This is a genomic window from Pseudarthrobacter scleromae, assembly GCF_014644515.1.
Taxonomy (GTDB): domain Bacteria; phylum Actinomycetota; class Actinomycetes; order Actinomycetales; family Micrococcaceae; genus Arthrobacter; species Arthrobacter scleromae.
In genome coordinates this window covers 448,856-462,342 of the sequence record NZ_BMKV01000002.1, presented here as the reverse complement: position 1 = coordinate 462,342, position 13,487 = coordinate 448,856, and the positions used below count along the sequence as shown (strand labels likewise).

The following is a 13,487-nucleotide window of genomic DNA, read 5'->3' as shown; positions in this document are numbered from 1 at the left end:
AGCTATACACCGTCCGGAGTAGATCACGCATGATGGACGGCAAAAGTTCCCTGTGGGCGTAGCGCCGCCAGGACGGCGGCGGGCCTGGTCAAAGGGCGGGGGTTGTGCAGGTCAATGCCGACGCCGGCGCGGGCGGCCTATCGGGCGGGGCAGCCTACTCGTAAACGTGCGGCGCCAGGGTGCCCACGAAGTCCAGGTTGCGGTACTTCTCGGCGTAGTCCAGGCCGTAGCCAACCACGAATTCGTTGGGGATGTCGTAGCCAACGTACTTGACGTCGATCTCCACCTTGGCGGCGGTGGGCTTGCGGAACGCGGTGCAGATCTCCACCGAGGCCGTGCCGCGCGATTCCAGGTTGGTCTTCAGCCAGGACAGGGTGAGGCCGGAGTCGATGATGTCCTCGACAATCAGCACGTCCTTGCCCATGAGGTCCGTGTCCAGGTCCTTAAGGATGCGGACAACCCCGGAGGACTGAGTGCCGGAACCGTAGGAGGACACAGCCATCCAGTCCATGGAAATGTGGCTGTGCAGCGCCCGGGCCAGGTCAGCCATGACCATCACCGCGCCCTTGAGCACGCCCACGATGAGGATTTCGCGGCCCTCGTAGTCCTTGTCGATCTGGGCAGCGAGTTCGGTGATCCGCTGCTGGATCTGTTCCTTGGTGTAGAGAACGTGCTTGAGGTCTGCCTGGACGTCGTTTGAATCCACCAATGGCTCCTGTGTAGATGCGGGGTGCGACTATTTTGCGGGCGGCTTTTGAGGCCGGAGTACTAGCTTCCCACAGCGTGTGGCTTCGCGGGGAACGGGTTTGGCTTTACCGCCGGCTGCCGGGCTGTCCGCGGCCTCCGCCCCGGCCAGCTGCGCGAGGGACAGGCGGTAGGCGCTTACTCCGCCGGGGAGTTCCACCGGCCCTGCCGAGCCCTGCCGCCGCAGCAGCGCCTCCGCAGCCAAAAGGCGCTGGTAGCTGGGCTGCTGCCCGCCGACGTCGGCCGCGGCCTTGGCGATCACGCGGTACCTGATCGCAGGGGGCAGGGCGCGCAACGCCTCCTCTGGAAGGCTCACCTCCGGGCCGTTCCGCTCCACGAGGGACGCGAAGGTGGCTTCCGCCACATCCTCGAGGTAATCGGCGTCGAGCTGCAGGATGGAGGCTGTGCGGGCAAGGGATTCCGCGACGCCGGGACCGAGATTTGCCTCCAGGTGCGGCAGTACCTCCACGCGCGTCCGGGAGCGGGCATAGGACGGGTCCGAGTTGGTGGGGTCGTGCCACGGCTCGAGCTCCTCCACCTCGCAGATCTCTTCCGTGTCGGCCCGGCGAAGCCCCAGGAACGGCCGCAGCAGGGCGCCCCTCGCAGGCCTCATGCCGGCCAGCGAGCGCGTGCCTGAGCCGCGCGCCAGGCCCAGGAGCACCTGTTCGGCCTGGTCGTCCAGGGTGTGGCCCAGCAGGATTGCCGCCGCTCCCTGGCTTGCCGCTGCCGCTTCCAGTGCGGCGTGCCGGGCCTCGCGGGCTGCGGCCTCGGGCCCCATGCCGGTGCCGTCCACCGTTACGGGCCGGACTTCCACCGGGGACAGGCCCAGCTCCTGCAGCATTTCCGCGGTCCTGGCGGCGACCTGCGCGGACCCTTCCTGCAGCTGGTGGTCAACCACTGCCGCCCCGACCGTCACCAGGTGGCCGTCCACATGCCCGCGCCGGGCAAAGTACGCGGCCACGGCTGCCAGGGCCAGGGAGTCCGGGCCGCCGCTGCAGGCAACCAGGACATGGCGCGGATAGCCGGCCTGGGCCAGGGCGTCCCCCAGCGCCTTGCGCGCTGTGCCGACGACGGGCGCCAGCCTGCCGGGCCGTCGTCGTCCGCTGCTGAAACCGCCGCTCATGGCACCCGCGGCGGTGCCCGCAGTACAGCCCGCAGTGGAGCTCCCGGCGGTGGCTTCGACGTCGGAAGCGGCCTCAGGTGGCTGGCTGCGCGGCAATCAGAGTCCCATCCGCTCAAGCCACAGCTTGGCGTCGTGGATCTCGGGTTCGGTGGGCAGGTGGTCCGCGGACTCCCAGACCCTGTTGAAGCCTTCCATGCACGCGGCGTCCACCACGGCGCGGACGAACCTGGCGCCGTCCGAGTACTGGCGCATCTTCGCGTCCAGGCCCAGGAGGCTGCGGATGAACTTTTCGATCACGCCGCGGTCCTTGCCGCGGTCGTTGAACCGCTGCCGGATGGTCTTCACGGACGGGATGATGCTGGCGTCCACGGCGTCCATCACCACGTTGGCGTGGCCTTCCAGGAGGCTCATCACGGCCGTGAGGTGCGAGATGGCGGCCTTCTCCTCCGGGTCCTGGAGGAGGTCCAGGATGGCGCCCCGGCCGGGAGTGTTCCCCGAGGCGGTACGGTCCTTAAGCGAGCGGGCAGCCGCGGTGGCACGCTCCATCAGGGAATCGACGTTGCCCAGCAGGTGCACGCTGAGCTGGTCGATCTGCTCGAGCATGTGGTGCCGAAGCCACGGTGCCGCGGCGAACTGCACGCGGTGGGTCTGTTCGTGCAGGCACACCCAGAGCCGGAAATCCTCCGGGGTGACGTTGAGTTCGCGTTCCACGGCCACAATGTTCGGGGCCACGAGCAGGAGCCTGCCGGCCGGAGGCGCGGTGGAGCCTTCGGCGAGGGCGGCGAAGGGATCGTACTGGCCAAGGACCTTGCTGGACAGGAAAGCCAGGACGGCGCCGAGCTGGCTTCCGGTGATGGCCCCGCTGACGCTGGCGGCGCCCGGGCTCAGCGTGCCCTGCCTGTTTTCCAGCATCTTTTCCATGGCGGGTTTGAGCATCACGGCGAAGCTCTGCGTGTTGGCTTTGGCCCAGGATGCGCGGTCCACCACCAGCACGGAGGAGTCGCGGAGGTCGCGCGCTGCTTCCAGCCCGGTGATCTCGTGGACATGGTCAACGGACACATCCGCCAGGCGCCGCAGGCTGTCCACGGCCTCGCTGATGGCGGCCTGGTCCAGCACAGGCCCGGCCGGGGCCAGGCGCGCGGCGGTGGAGGCGGCGAGGTCCCAGTTGATCAGGGACTGTGCCGTGGCGGACAACGTCTGGGCTGACGACTCGCGTGCTGTGGGCTCCATGGTTCCCATCAGAACACAGCATGCTTGGGATAGTCCTTAAGTTCGCTCACCGGCGAACCATCTGCCCACCATGAACGGCCCGGCGCCCCATGGGCGGTGCTGGCCCCCTGCGTGTCAGGGCCGCCCTTGCGGGGCAGGACTGCCCTTCCGGCCCCCTTAGCGGCAGCCGCAACCGGCGAGCGCGGTGGCGGCGCGGTCCAGCGCCTCCTTGTTCCCCGCGGCACCGGGGGTCAGCCCGTTACCAATAAAGGAAAAGACCAGGAGCCGGCCGTCCGCGTCCACCACGTAGCCGCTCAGTGCCAGCACGGTGTTGAGGGTGCCGGTCTTGGCGCGCACCAGTCCCGCACCCCGCGCGGTGGCGGCATCACCGTACCGGGTATCCAGGGTTCCGGAGAGGCCCGCCACCGGGAAGCCGTCCAGCGCCGCCCGGAGCCTGGTGTCCGTGCCGGACGTGATGGCCCGCACCACCTCGGAAAACTGCCGGGCCGGGACCTGGTTGCCCATGGCCAGGCCGCACACGTCCACCAGCTTCATCCCCTCCGCAGCCAGTCCGGCAGCGGCCAGCTGCGCACCCACCGCCGCCGTGGCGCCGTCGTTACTTCCCGGCAGCCCGTCAGCCAGCGCTGTGAGCCGGCCCAGCGCCTCCGCCAGGTAGTTGTCCGAGTCCTGGAGCATCAGGTCCACCTGCTCCGCAACAGTGGCGGAATGAACCTCGCCCAGCACTGCCGGCTGGCTGTTCCCCTCCGGGCCGGGTGGGACCGTCGCGCCGGCTGTCGTCCGGGGCAGGCGTTCGACGGCGGCTGCCACGGTAAGTCCCGCGCCGGCGCCTGCCGTGCGCAGCCGGGCCGCGAATTCCTCCGCCGCCGTCATTGCCGCGTCCTGCGGGCGGGGGCCGGTGGTGACGGCGGGATCGTAGCGGGCGGAGTTCAATGCCAGGGGATATACGGGAGCGACTTCACCGGCGGCCACGTCCCCTGGCTCCCACGCCGGGTTCAGGGCGGGGCCCGGGAAGAGGGAATCGTCCACCAGGACCTTGATCTCCCCTGTGGCGCCGCCCGTTTGCAGGGCCTCCGCGGCCTGGGCCGCCAGGGTTGCCAGGCCTGCGTGGCCCATCACCTGCTCCGGGGCGGACCCTCCGGGTCCAAGAAGGACGTCGCCGCCGCCAACCAGCACCACCTGGCCTGGCTCCGGCCCGGCGACAGCCCGGGTGGCGAACCTGTGCTCGGGGCCGAGGGCCCGCAGGGCGGCGACCGCCGCCAGCAGCTTCATGTTGGACGCCGGCACCCGGCCTTCCGAACCGCCACGGTCAAACAGGACCTGGCCGGTAAGCGCATCCTGCACCACAGCGGTGAAGGTTCCGCCGCCATCGGCCTTCAGCAGCGGTTCCAGCTGGGCACTGACGGCGGACGGGAGCGGAACGGGAGCGGAGCCGTCCGGCGGGGCGAGCCCCGGCACGGGAGAAAGTGCTGTTGGAACCTGCTGCCAGGCGGGCGGGGGAGGAGCGGGCGCTGGTGGTTCGGGACCGAGGAAGCCTGGCGCCACCAGCAGTGCGGCCGGGACCGCGAGGGCCACAAGAAGCGCCGAGAGCAGGACCAACGGCCAGGACCGCCGCACGCCACTGGCGCCGCTCCCCGCTGCCTGCCGGGCACGGCCAAGCCACTGATCCGTACTGCTGGTTTTGGTCATGCCTGCGCCGGTCCTCAAGTCCTGAAATTTCCCCACAAGTTCCTGATTCCAGGGCCTCTCGCTATATCCTCGATAATAGTCGGCGGCACTGACAGTCCTTTTTATTGCCCGTCAGAAGTGCCGCGAACCCCCTGACTTGCCGAGGAGCATTCCATGAAGCATGACGTGACCATCGAGATCCCCAAGGGATCGCGCGTCAAGTACGAAGTCGACCACGAGACCGGCCGCGTCCGCCTGGACCGCGTCCTCTTCACCTCCATGCAGTACCCCACGCACTACGGATACTTCGAGAACACCCTCGGCGAGGACGGCGACCCGTTGGACGCGCTGGTGCTCCTCCAGGACTTCGACCTGCACCCCGGCGTCATCGTTGAATCCCGCCCCATCGGCGTTTTCAACATGACCGACGATGGCGGCGGAGATGCCAAGATCCTCTGCGTCCCCGTGGATGCCCGCTTTGACCACATCCAGGAAGTCACCGACGTCAGCGACTTCCTGATCAAGGAAATCGAGCACTTCTTCACCCGCTACAAGGACCTGGAGCCGGGCAAGTGGGTCAAGGCCGAGGGCTGGGGCGACCGCGCCGCCGCCGAGGCCGAACTGGAAGCCTCCATCAAGCGGTACGTGCCCACGGGCCACTAGTCCCCCGCTGGCCCATATAACGCTCGACAGCGGGTGGTGCGGTTCTTCAGGAACCGCACCACCCGCCGTCGTCATTCCAGGAACTTTTGTCCAGATATGCAGGCTTCAACGCCTTCAAAGCCTGCATATCTGGACAAAAACTCCCAGGAATTTGTGGAATCGTTGCCCTGTGAGTTCCGAGCCCCTGTTTAGTCCCCCCTGCGGTCCCGTCACAGGCTGGCGGGACGGCCACGTCCTCCGCGCCACCGGGATTCCGTACGCCACCGCCGGACGTTTCCAGCCACCGGCTCCGGCCCCCGACTGGACCGCGCCGTACGCCGCAACCTCGCCCGCGCCCGCCTGCCCACAAGGGCCCGTGCCCTTCCTGGACGACATCCTGGGCACCCGGTACGGCGAACTGCCAGGGAGCGAGGACTGCCAGAACCTGTCCATCACGATGCCCGCGGACATTGACCTGTCCAGCCCGGAAAGCGCGCGGCTGCCCGTGATGGTGTGGATCCACGGCGGTTCCTACACCACCGGATCGGGCGACCTCGCCATCTTCGACCCCGCGGTGCTGGTGGCCGAGAACCGCGTGGTGGTGGTCTCGGTGACCTACCGGCTGGGGCTGTTCGGCTTCCTGGCAACCCGCTCGGGCCGGCCTGCCAACCTGGGCCTGCTGGACCAGCTCGAGGCCTTCCGCTGGGTGCAGCGCAACATCGCCGCATTCGGCGGCGATCCCCGCCGGGTCACGGCCTTCGGCCAGTCCGCAGGCGGTGACGCGATCGCCCACTTGATGGCGACGCCCGAAGCCCCGGCACTGTTCCAGCGCGCCATTATTCAAAGCGCCCCCTTGGGCATTTCGCGCGGGCGGGCCAGGATGAACCACGCCATGGGCATCGCCGCTGAGGCCGTCACCGAGGAGACTCCCGCCATGGAGGTGGTGGAACGGGAGGACCACGTGGCGCAGGTGGCGCGGAAGTTCGGGATGCTGGCTGCGATGCCGTTCGGCACCCAGTACGGTCACGCGCCCCTGCCGGAGGAAACCGGGATCGAGGCCGCCTGGAACCGCTCCGCGCCCGGCGTCGAGATCCTGATAGGCCACACCTCCGAGGAGGCGAGGCTGTTCCTTCCCCGCAGCCCCTACCTCAGCCGCCTGGACCGTGTTCCCGTCGCCGGCCCCACCCTCCTCCGGGCCATCAACTGGGCGGTCACGGAGACTGTTTATGGCCGGGCAGCCCGTAAATTCGCCCGCCGGCACGTCCTGGCCGGCGGCAGCGCCCACCGTTACGTGCTGCACTGGCATGCCCCCGGGAACGTCCTCGGCGCCGCGCACACCATCGACCTGCCGCTGCTCTTCGGAAAGCGGAGCACGTGGGAGGGAGCAGGGCTGGTTGCCGGGGCGGCCTGGGAGGACGTGGACGCCGTGGGACGGGAACTGCGTGCACTGTGGTCACGTTTTGCGCGCGGTGACAGCCTTGGCGAAGAGGGCGGCATTCCGGGCGCCCTGGACTACACGTCGGAGCGGCCGCATCAGCCCCGCCGGCGGCCCCGGGTAGTGGAAACCGTGCTGCGGACAGCGTCCACCAGGATGTCCTGGCGCTGGAAGTAGGCATTGTGGCCGGCGTCCCCGACAACCAGGAGACGGGCGCCGGGCACCGTGGCGGCAACGTGCTCCGCCCCGCGGCGGATCCGCGGCCTTTCTTCCTCCCCGATCAGCACCACCAGCGGGCTGGTTACTGATTCCAGTCCCTGCTGGAAGGCTTCGACGTCCCGTGGGTCAGCGCTGAGGAACTCCCCCTGGCTTTGTTCGAGGCTGCGCGGATACCTGGCTGCTTCAATGGCGGTGGCGGTTGAACGGACCCTGATATAGCGGGCAAAGTCCTTCGGGTTGTCCGCGATCCACTGCTCCGTGAAGGAGTTTCCCACGCCAAGCCAGATCCGCTCGTCCTGGTCGAGGGAGCTGAACACCTCGAACTTTTCCGGCTGGCCTGCCTGCCCGGGGGGAGGCACCACAAGGGGCCAGCCCATCCCGCAGACCACCAGGGCAGCCGCGCTGCCGGGGTGGCGGACGGCCCAGCGCAGCGTGGTCATGCCGCCCATGGACTGCCCCACAATGACCGGGTCTTCCAGCCCCAGCGAACCTATGAAGTGCTCCAGCTCCGCAGCCCGGTCAACCAGGGGTCCCTGCCGCGGGGAGTTCGATGACCAGCCGTGATCGTAGGTGTCGTATGCCAGGACCCGGAAGTCCCGCTCGAGGTCCTGGATGATCGGATCCCAGCACGCCGCGGCCGAGGCATGGCCATGCAGCAGCACCACCGGCCGGCCGCGGCCGGAGTCCGTGTAGTGGATGTCGTTGCCGAGCAGATCGAGCCAGGGCATGGGGATATTCCTTTCGGGCCTGGTCAGCCGGGGTGGCCCACCACGCCCCAGCCTTGCAGAACCACGGCGGGGCGTCATCCGCTGTCCAGTACGGGCCGTTACGGGCCAGTTGGCGCCGGTACGGGCCTGGCCGCCGGCGGTAGAGTCTGGTCACGTGAAGACGCTCGGAGTGGACCTGGCCGCGGCTGCCAAAAAGACGGCCGTGGCCGTCATCGAGTGGAGCCGCGGATCAGCCCGGCTGGTGCACCTCGGCCTGGACGTGCAGGACCAGGAAATCGTTTCCCTCTTCGGCGCCAGCGACATGACCGGCGTGGACTGCCCGGTTGGCTGGCCGGACGCCCTCATTCCCTTCCTGGCCGGGCACCTTGCCTTCGACGCCGGACCGGTGCTTGAGCACGACGGGATAGAGGGACGGCGACTGCTGGCCTACCGGGACACGGACCGCTTCGTCACGGGCCGGACGGGCCTGATTCCGCTCAGTGTTTCCGCTGACAGGCTGGCGCATCCCGCCATGCGGTGCGCCGTGATCCAGGCAAAGATCGCAGCGCTCCATGGGCCGCAGCCCAGGGACGGTTCCGGACGCCTTGCGGAGGTCTATCCGGCCGCGTCGCTGAAAGTGTGGGGCCTGAACGCCCGGGGCTACAAGGGACGCGGCAGCTCCGAGGCGGGGCGGCTTGCCGCGCTCCTCGGCACCCTGAGGGAGCAGGCTCCCTGGCTGGACCTGGGCGGCTACGGGGACCGGTTGGCCGCCTCAGACGACATGTTCGACGCCGTCATCGCCTCGCTCACGGCCCGGGCCGTTGCCCTCGGGCTGACGGCCGGTCCTGACGACGCGCACGCCGCAGCCGCCCGCACCGAGGGCTGGATCCACCTGCCGTCCTGCGGCCTCGACGGACTGGCCGCCTAGACGGGGCTAGCCGAGGGTCCAGTTCCGGATCTCTTCCGGGTCCTCACCGTGCGTGCGGGTGTGTTCGCGCGCCCGCATCCGCCGGTCCTGGAGGCTCTGGCGGAGGGATGAATGCCGCTCGGCCAGCCCGGGCACGCGGTCGATGGCGTCGATGGCCAGCTGGAACCGGTCAATACCGTTCAGCATCGCCATGTCGAACGGCGTGGTGGTGGTTCCCTCTTCCTTGTAGCCCCGCACGTGCAGCCCGTCCTGGTTGTTGCGGCGGTAGGCAAGCCGGTGGATGAGCGCGGGATAGCCGTGGTAGGCGAAAATGATGGGCTTGTCCGCCGTGAAGATCCCGTCGAAGTCCCGCGCCGGAAGCCCGTGGGGGTGCTCGCTCTCGTCCTGGAGCCGCATCAGGTCCACTACGTTCACCACCCGGACCTTCAGCCCGGGCGCGCCCTCCTTCAGCAGTTCCGCCGCGGCCACGGTCTCCACGGTGGGGACGTCGCCCGCGCAGGCCATCACGACGTCGGGCTCCTCGCCGGGCACCTCGGACCCCGCGAAGTCCCAGATGCCCAGCCCCCTGCGGCAGTGGTTGGCGGCGTCGGCCGGGCCCAGCCACGTGGGCGAGGGCTGCTTGCCGCTGACCACGATGTTCACGTAGTCCGTGGAGGCCAGGCAGTGGGCCATAACGCACAGCAGGGTGTTGGCGTCGGCCGGCAGGTACACCCGGATGACCTCCGCCTTCTTGTTCACGGCGTGGTCAATGAATCCGGGGTCCTGGTGCGAGAACCCGTTATGGTCCTGCTGCCAGACGTGGGAGGACAGCAGGTAGTTCAGCGAGGGTACCGGCTGGCGCCACGGCAACTGCCGGTGCACCTTCAGCCACTTGGCGTGCTGGTTGAACATGGAGTCGACAATGTGGATGAAGGCCTCGTAGCAGCTGAAGACGCCGTGCCGGCCGGTCAGGAGGTAGCCCTCCAGCCAGCCCTGGCACAGATGTTCGCTGAGCACCTCCATCACCCTGCCGGACCGCGCGAGGTTCTCGTCGACGTCGTCAATCCGGTACTGCCACACCTTGTCGGTGGCCTCGTAGACGTTCTGCAGGCGGTTGGACGCGGTCTCGTCCGGGCCGAAGAGCCGGAAATTTTCCATGTTCAGCGAGATGACGTCCCGCATCCACGAGCCGAGCGTGATCATCGGGCTGACGCGGTCCGTTCCGGGCTCCGGGACCTCGACGGCGTGGTCCCGGTACGCGGGCAGCTTCAGCGCCTTGCGGAGCAGGCCGCCGTTGGCATGCGGCGTGGCGCTCATCCTCAAGGAGCCGGTGGGGGCGGCCACGGCGACGTCGGGCCGGAGCCGGCCGTCGCCGTCGAACAATTCCGCAGGCCGGTAGGACTGCAGCCACTCTTCCAGCTGCTTCAGATGCTCCCCGTTGGTGCGGACCTCAGAGAGCGGAACCTGGTGGCTCCGCCACGTCCCTTCCACCTGCAGCCCGTCCACCACGCGGGGTCCCGTCCAGCCCTTAGGCGAGCGCAGGACGATCATGGGCCAGCGCGGGGCACCGTCCAACTCGTCCGTTCCGGCCTCCGGCGCCCGGCGCGATTCCTGGATGGCTCGGATGCCGGCAAGGCTGCGGTCCATTGCTTCGGCGAAGTCCCTGTGCGCCTGTTCGGTGTTGTCCGGGTCCTTCACCGTGACGAAATACGGCTCATGGCCGTACCCGCGCAGGAGCTGTTCCAGCTGCTGCTCCGGCATGCGCGCCAGGATGGTGGGGTTGGCGATCTTGTAGCCGTTCAGGTGCAGGATGGGCAGCACGGCACCGTCCGCGGCAGGGTCCAGGAAGTTGTGGGAGTGCCAGCTGGCGGCGAGCGGGCCGGTTTCGGCTTCCCCGTCGCCAATGACGACGGCGGTGACCAGCTGGGGATTGTCCAGCACCGATCCGTAGGCGTGGGCCAGGGAGTACCCGAGTTCGCCACCTTCGCTGATGGACCCGGGGGTCTCGGGGGCGGCGTGGCTGGGGATGCCGCCCGGGTAGGAAAACTGCCGGAAGAGCTCGGCCATGCCGTCGGCGTCGTTGCCCACGTGCCCGTAGATCTCGGAGTAGGTGCCTTCCAGCCAGGCGTTTGCGACGACGGCGGGGCCGCCATGGCCGGGACCTGCCACGAAGAGCATCTCGGCGGAGTCGCGGCGGATGACGCGGTTCAGGTGGGCATAGACGAAATTCAGGCCGGGGGTGGTGCCCCAGTGGCCCAGCAGCCGGGACTTCGTGTGCTCGGCTTTCAGCGGTTCGCGCAGCAGCGGGTTGGAGCGGAGATAGATCTGCCCGACGGACAGGTAGTTGGCGGCGCGCCACCAGCGGTCCACAAGCTCAAGTTCGTCGTGCCCCATGCTGCTGGTCATAACCGTCCTCACGTAGCGTGTTCCCCCGCTGTCGCCATGAGGCAGGTGCGGCCGTTCCCCCATCGCACCAGATGGGCCAGCCCGAGGCAACCCCGCTTGCCCTGGGGCTGCTACCAACCGGTAGTCTTTGGATTCAAATGTTCACGCTGACAATCAACCAGACGGATAGCCGGCGCGATGGCGACCGCGTGCCGCAGCTGCTCAAGGACCTGCGGCATATTCCTGCGCGCCTCGACTTCGACCGGTCGGTGGAGGACGAGGTCCAGGGCATCGTGGACTGCCCGCACCAGGCGGTGGAGGCAGCGATGATCGCCCTGCGGTGCGGTTCCTGGTACGTGGGGATCGGCGTCGGGCCCGTCAACGAGCCGCTGCCCAACCAGATCAAGGACGCCTCGGGCCACGGGCTGGTGTACGCGCGGCGGGCCGTGGACCGGCTCCGCAACAGCAAGGAGCGGGTGCCCGTTGCGGTGGAGGGGCCGCTGGCGGACATAGCCCACGACGCCGAGGCCGTGCTGCGGCTGCTGGGGCATATTGTGCGGGACCGCTCCGGGGCCGAGTGGCGGGTGCTGGACCTGATGACCCCCGGCGTCCGCGGCCAGCAGAAGGCGGTGGCCCAGGAGCTGGGCATTACCACGCAGGCCGTCAGCAAGGCAGTGGCGCGGGCGCAGTGGAATGAGGAGCACGCCGCACGGCCTGCGGCGGCGAGGCTGCTGGCCCTGATCCTCGAGGTGCGCTAGCGGCTGCCTGCCTTACCGCTGCGTTGCGGCCATCACCGGTTCGCCGTTGAAGTACTCCAGCTGCCAGCCGTCGATGGCATGGTGGTGCGCCAGGTTCAGGACCGCGTTGTCGATGCTGGTCAGGGTGCTCCCTACGGCGCGGCTGAGGCTGACCCGCAGGAGCGTCCCGTGCGCGACGACGAGGAGCCGGCTGCCGCGGAATTCCTCGGCGAGTGCCTCCAGGGCTGCCAGTCCCCGGTCCGCTGCCTCGTCCTCGCTTTCGGCGCCCCGGAAGCCGCCGGGAATGCGCAACGCTTCCAGTTCGGGACCCGCCTGCATGCCCTCGGCCGGGCCAAAGCTGCGCTCCGTCAGTTCCGGGACGCGGCGGACATCGCTGAGGCCCAGCCCGGCCGCGATCAGGTCCGCGGTTTCGGCGGCCCTGCTCAGGGGCGAGGACGCGATCGCGTCCCATTCGTAGGCGGACAGCACCGCGACGGCGTCGCGTGCCTGGGCCCGGCCGACGTCGTTCAGGGGAATGTCGGTGGATCCCTGCAGCCGGCGCTGCGCGTTCCAGTCTGTCTGGCCGTGGCGAATGAGGGCGAACGTCGTGAGGGTCATGCTGTCCATTCTGCCTTGTACTGCGTTAGAGCAGGCTGCGCAGCACGTGGGCGGCACCGTCGTCGAACACTGAGTGGGTGACCTCGTCCGCAGCGGCGATGACTTCCTCGGGCGCCTGACCCATCGCCACTCCCCGCCCGGCCCAGGTGAGCATCTCGATGTCGTTGCGGCCGTCGCCGATGGCCACCGTGAGGTGCTGTTCAATGCCGAGCCTCCCACGGAGGTTCTCCAGCGCACTCGCTTTGGTCACGCCGGCGGCGGCGATGTCCAGCCAGGCCGTCCAGCCCACGGAGTAGGTGACTCCGGCGAGGCCGATGTGCTCGATCGCCTCGTTGAACTCTTCCGGGGTGTTCTCCGTGCTGAAGACCACCACGCGCACGGCCGTGGCTTCGAGCATGGTGTGGAAATCGACACCGACAGCCTCGACGCCAAAACTGGGATCCTGGAAGCGCTCGGTGGACAAGAAGTTCCCGTCAGCATCCTCCAGCGCATACTTGGCCGAGGGAAGCCGTTCCCGGAGCGCCCGGAGGGCGGGTCCTGGGTCGAAGGTGGCTTTGTGGATGACCTCGTAACCGCCGTCCAGCCCGGGGTGCAGGCGGAGGGTGACACCGCCGTTGCAGCAGACAGCGTAGCCGCGCTCGATCCCGATCTTCTCGATGATGGGCAGTGTGGCGTTGAGGGACCGGCCGGTGGCGATCATGACCTCGTGCCCGGCAGCCACTACTGCCTGCGCCGATTCGCGGACGCCCGGGGACATGTGGCCGTCGTGGTCAACCAGCGTGCCGTCCACGTCCAGGGCGACCATGAGCTTGTGCCCGTTGGTGTTTTCGTTGTCTCGCCGGTCATCGTTGCCGGCGACTGAGGTTTCAGTCAGCGTTGTCATTCACATAGTGAACCAGACGACCCCCGGCGGCGCTAGGACGCAGGCCACAGATATGTTGAACTCCGCATTAACACTTGTTGTTTGGCTGCAACCATGTGGGTACCGCCTTGCGGGACACCACCTGGCGGACAGTGCACCCCGGAGTTCGCTGGTGCGTTGACCGCTCCGGGGTGCCCACCGCTATTTGCAGTT

At 68.6% G+C, this 13,487-nt stretch carries 12 protein-coding genes; 4 read left to right on the top strand and 8 right to left on the bottom strand.

The features are described 5' to 3' along the window. Positions 1–154 precede the first annotated feature (154 nt). The 4 genes from hpt to dacB all read right to left on the bottom strand — a co-directional run bounded on the left by hpt (position 155) and on the right by dacB (position 4,783). Entirely contained in the window at positions 155–706 is a 552-nt protein-coding gene (gene hpt / locus IEX33_RS07000; protein ID WP_041651844.1) for a hypoxanthine phosphoribosyltransferase, read from the bottom strand. A 30-nt stretch (positions 707–736) separates the two neighbouring features. Then, complete coding sequence (tilS, locus tag IEX33_RS06995) at positions 737–1,792, bottom strand: tRNA lysidine(34) synthetase TilS (protein ID WP_308421968.1); 1,056 nt, start codon at positions 1,790–1,792, stop codon at positions 737–739. A 171-nt stretch (positions 1,793–1,963) separates the two neighbouring features. After that, positions 1,964–3,097: a zinc-dependent metalloprotease gene (locus IEX33_RS06990; RefSeq protein ID WP_188729214.1), complete on the bottom strand. Its 1,134-nt coding sequence runs from the start codon at positions 3,095–3,097 to the stop codon at positions 1,964–1,966. 156 nt (positions 3,098–3,253) lie between these two features. Further along, positions 3,254–4,783, bottom strand: coding sequence for a D-alanyl-D-alanine carboxypeptidase/D-alanyl-D-alanine endopeptidase (gene dacB / locus IEX33_RS06985; RefSeq protein WP_188728869.1), 1,530 nt, complete (start codon positions 4,781–4,783; stop codon positions 3,254–3,256). A 153-nt stretch (positions 4,784–4,936) separates the two neighbouring features. On the opposite strand from dacB, the gene IEX33_RS06980 reads away from it, so the two are divergent. After that, a complete protein-coding gene (locus IEX33_RS06980; protein ID WP_104185712.1) occupies positions 4,937–5,425 on the top strand; it encodes an inorganic diphosphatase in 489 nt (162 codons plus the stop codon). 169 nt (positions 5,426–5,594) lie between these two features. Further along, the gene (locus IEX33_RS06975; protein WP_229675267.1) at positions 5,595–7,016 is read left to right on the top strand and encodes a carboxylesterase family protein; all 1,422 of its coding nucleotides are present in this window, start codon (positions 5,595–5,597) and stop codon (positions 7,014–7,016) included. On the opposite strand, the gene IEX33_RS06970 is transcribed toward IEX33_RS06975, so the two are convergent. Further along, on the bottom strand, positions 6,938–7,786 hold the full coding sequence (locus IEX33_RS06970; RefSeq protein ID WP_188728868.1) for an alpha/beta fold hydrolase: 849 nt from the start codon (positions 7,784–7,786) through the stop codon (positions 6,938–6,940). The two genes, IEX33_RS06975 and IEX33_RS06970, sit on opposite strands and share 79 nt — an antisense overlap. Positions 7,787–7,940: 154 nt before the next feature. Between IEX33_RS06970 and IEX33_RS06965 the strand changes: the two genes are divergently transcribed. Continuing rightward, positions 7,941–8,693 (top strand): DUF429 domain-containing protein, encoded by a 753-nt coding sequence (locus IEX33_RS06965; protein ID WP_188728865.1) that lies wholly within the window; start codon positions 7,941–7,943, stop codon positions 8,691–8,693. A gap of 6 nt (positions 8,694–8,699) precedes the next feature. On the opposite strand, the gene IEX33_RS06960 is transcribed toward IEX33_RS06965, so the two are convergent. Then, on the bottom strand, positions 8,700–11,078 hold the full coding sequence (locus tag IEX33_RS06960) for a phosphoketolase family protein (RefSeq protein WP_188728864.1): 2,379 nt from the start codon (positions 11,076–11,078) through the stop codon (positions 8,700–8,702). Positions 11,079–11,215: 137 nt separating this feature from the next. Here IEX33_RS06960 and IEX33_RS06955 point away from each other — a divergent pair, with 137 nt between their 5' ends. Next, positions 11,216–11,815: a hypothetical protein gene (locus IEX33_RS06955; protein ID WP_066273089.1), complete on the top strand. Its 600-nt coding sequence runs from the start codon at positions 11,216–11,218 to the stop codon at positions 11,813–11,815. Positions 11,816–11,827: 12 nt separating this feature from the next. On the opposite strand, the gene IEX33_RS06950 is transcribed toward IEX33_RS06955, so the two are convergent. Together IEX33_RS06950 and IEX33_RS06945 are read right to left on the bottom strand one after the other, a co-directional pair. After that, positions 11,828–12,412 (bottom strand): histidine phosphatase family protein, encoded by a 585-nt coding sequence (locus IEX33_RS06950; protein ID WP_104185716.1) that lies wholly within the window; start codon positions 12,410–12,412, stop codon positions 11,828–11,830. 25 nt (positions 12,413–12,437) lie between these two features. Continuing rightward, positions 12,438–13,295: an HAD family hydrolase gene (locus IEX33_RS06945; protein WP_188728862.1), complete on the bottom strand. Its 858-nt coding sequence runs from the start codon at positions 13,293–13,295 to the stop codon at positions 12,438–12,440. Positions 13,296–13,487 lie beyond the last annotated feature (192 nt).

What these genes read in the sequence shown, in the direction of transcription:
- IEX33_RS06990 (WP_188729214.1), bottom strand. Translation starts at nt 3,097, where the DNA reads ATGGAGCCCACAGCACGCGAGTCGTCAGCCCAGACGTTGTCCGCCACG.
- dacB (WP_188728869.1), bottom strand. Translation starts at nt 4,783, where the DNA reads ATGACCAAAACCAGCAGTACGGATCAGTGGCTTGGCCGTGCCCGGCAG.
- IEX33_RS06980 (WP_104185712.1), top strand. Translation starts at nt 4,937, where the DNA reads ATGAAGCATGACGTGACCATCGAGATCCCCAAGGGATCGCGCGTCAAG.
- IEX33_RS06970 (WP_188728868.1), bottom strand. Translation starts at nt 7,786, where the DNA reads ATGCCCTGGCTCGATCTGCTCGGCAACGACATCCACTACACGGACTCC.
- IEX33_RS06960 (WP_188728864.1), bottom strand. Translation starts at nt 11,078, where the DNA reads ATGACCAGCAGCATGGGGCACGACGAACTTGAGCTTGTGGACCGCTGG.
- IEX33_RS06955 (WP_066273089.1), top strand. Translation starts at nt 11,216, where the DNA reads ATGTTCACGCTGACAATCAACCAGACGGATAGCCGGCGCGATGGCGAC.
- IEX33_RS06950 (WP_104185716.1), bottom strand. Translation starts at nt 12,412, where the DNA reads ATGACCCTCACGACGTTCGCCCTCATTCGCCACGGCCAGACAGACTGG.
- IEX33_RS06945 (WP_188728862.1), bottom strand. Translation starts at nt 13,295, where the DNA reads ATGACAACGCTGACTGAAACCTCAGTCGCCGGCAACGATGACCGGCGA.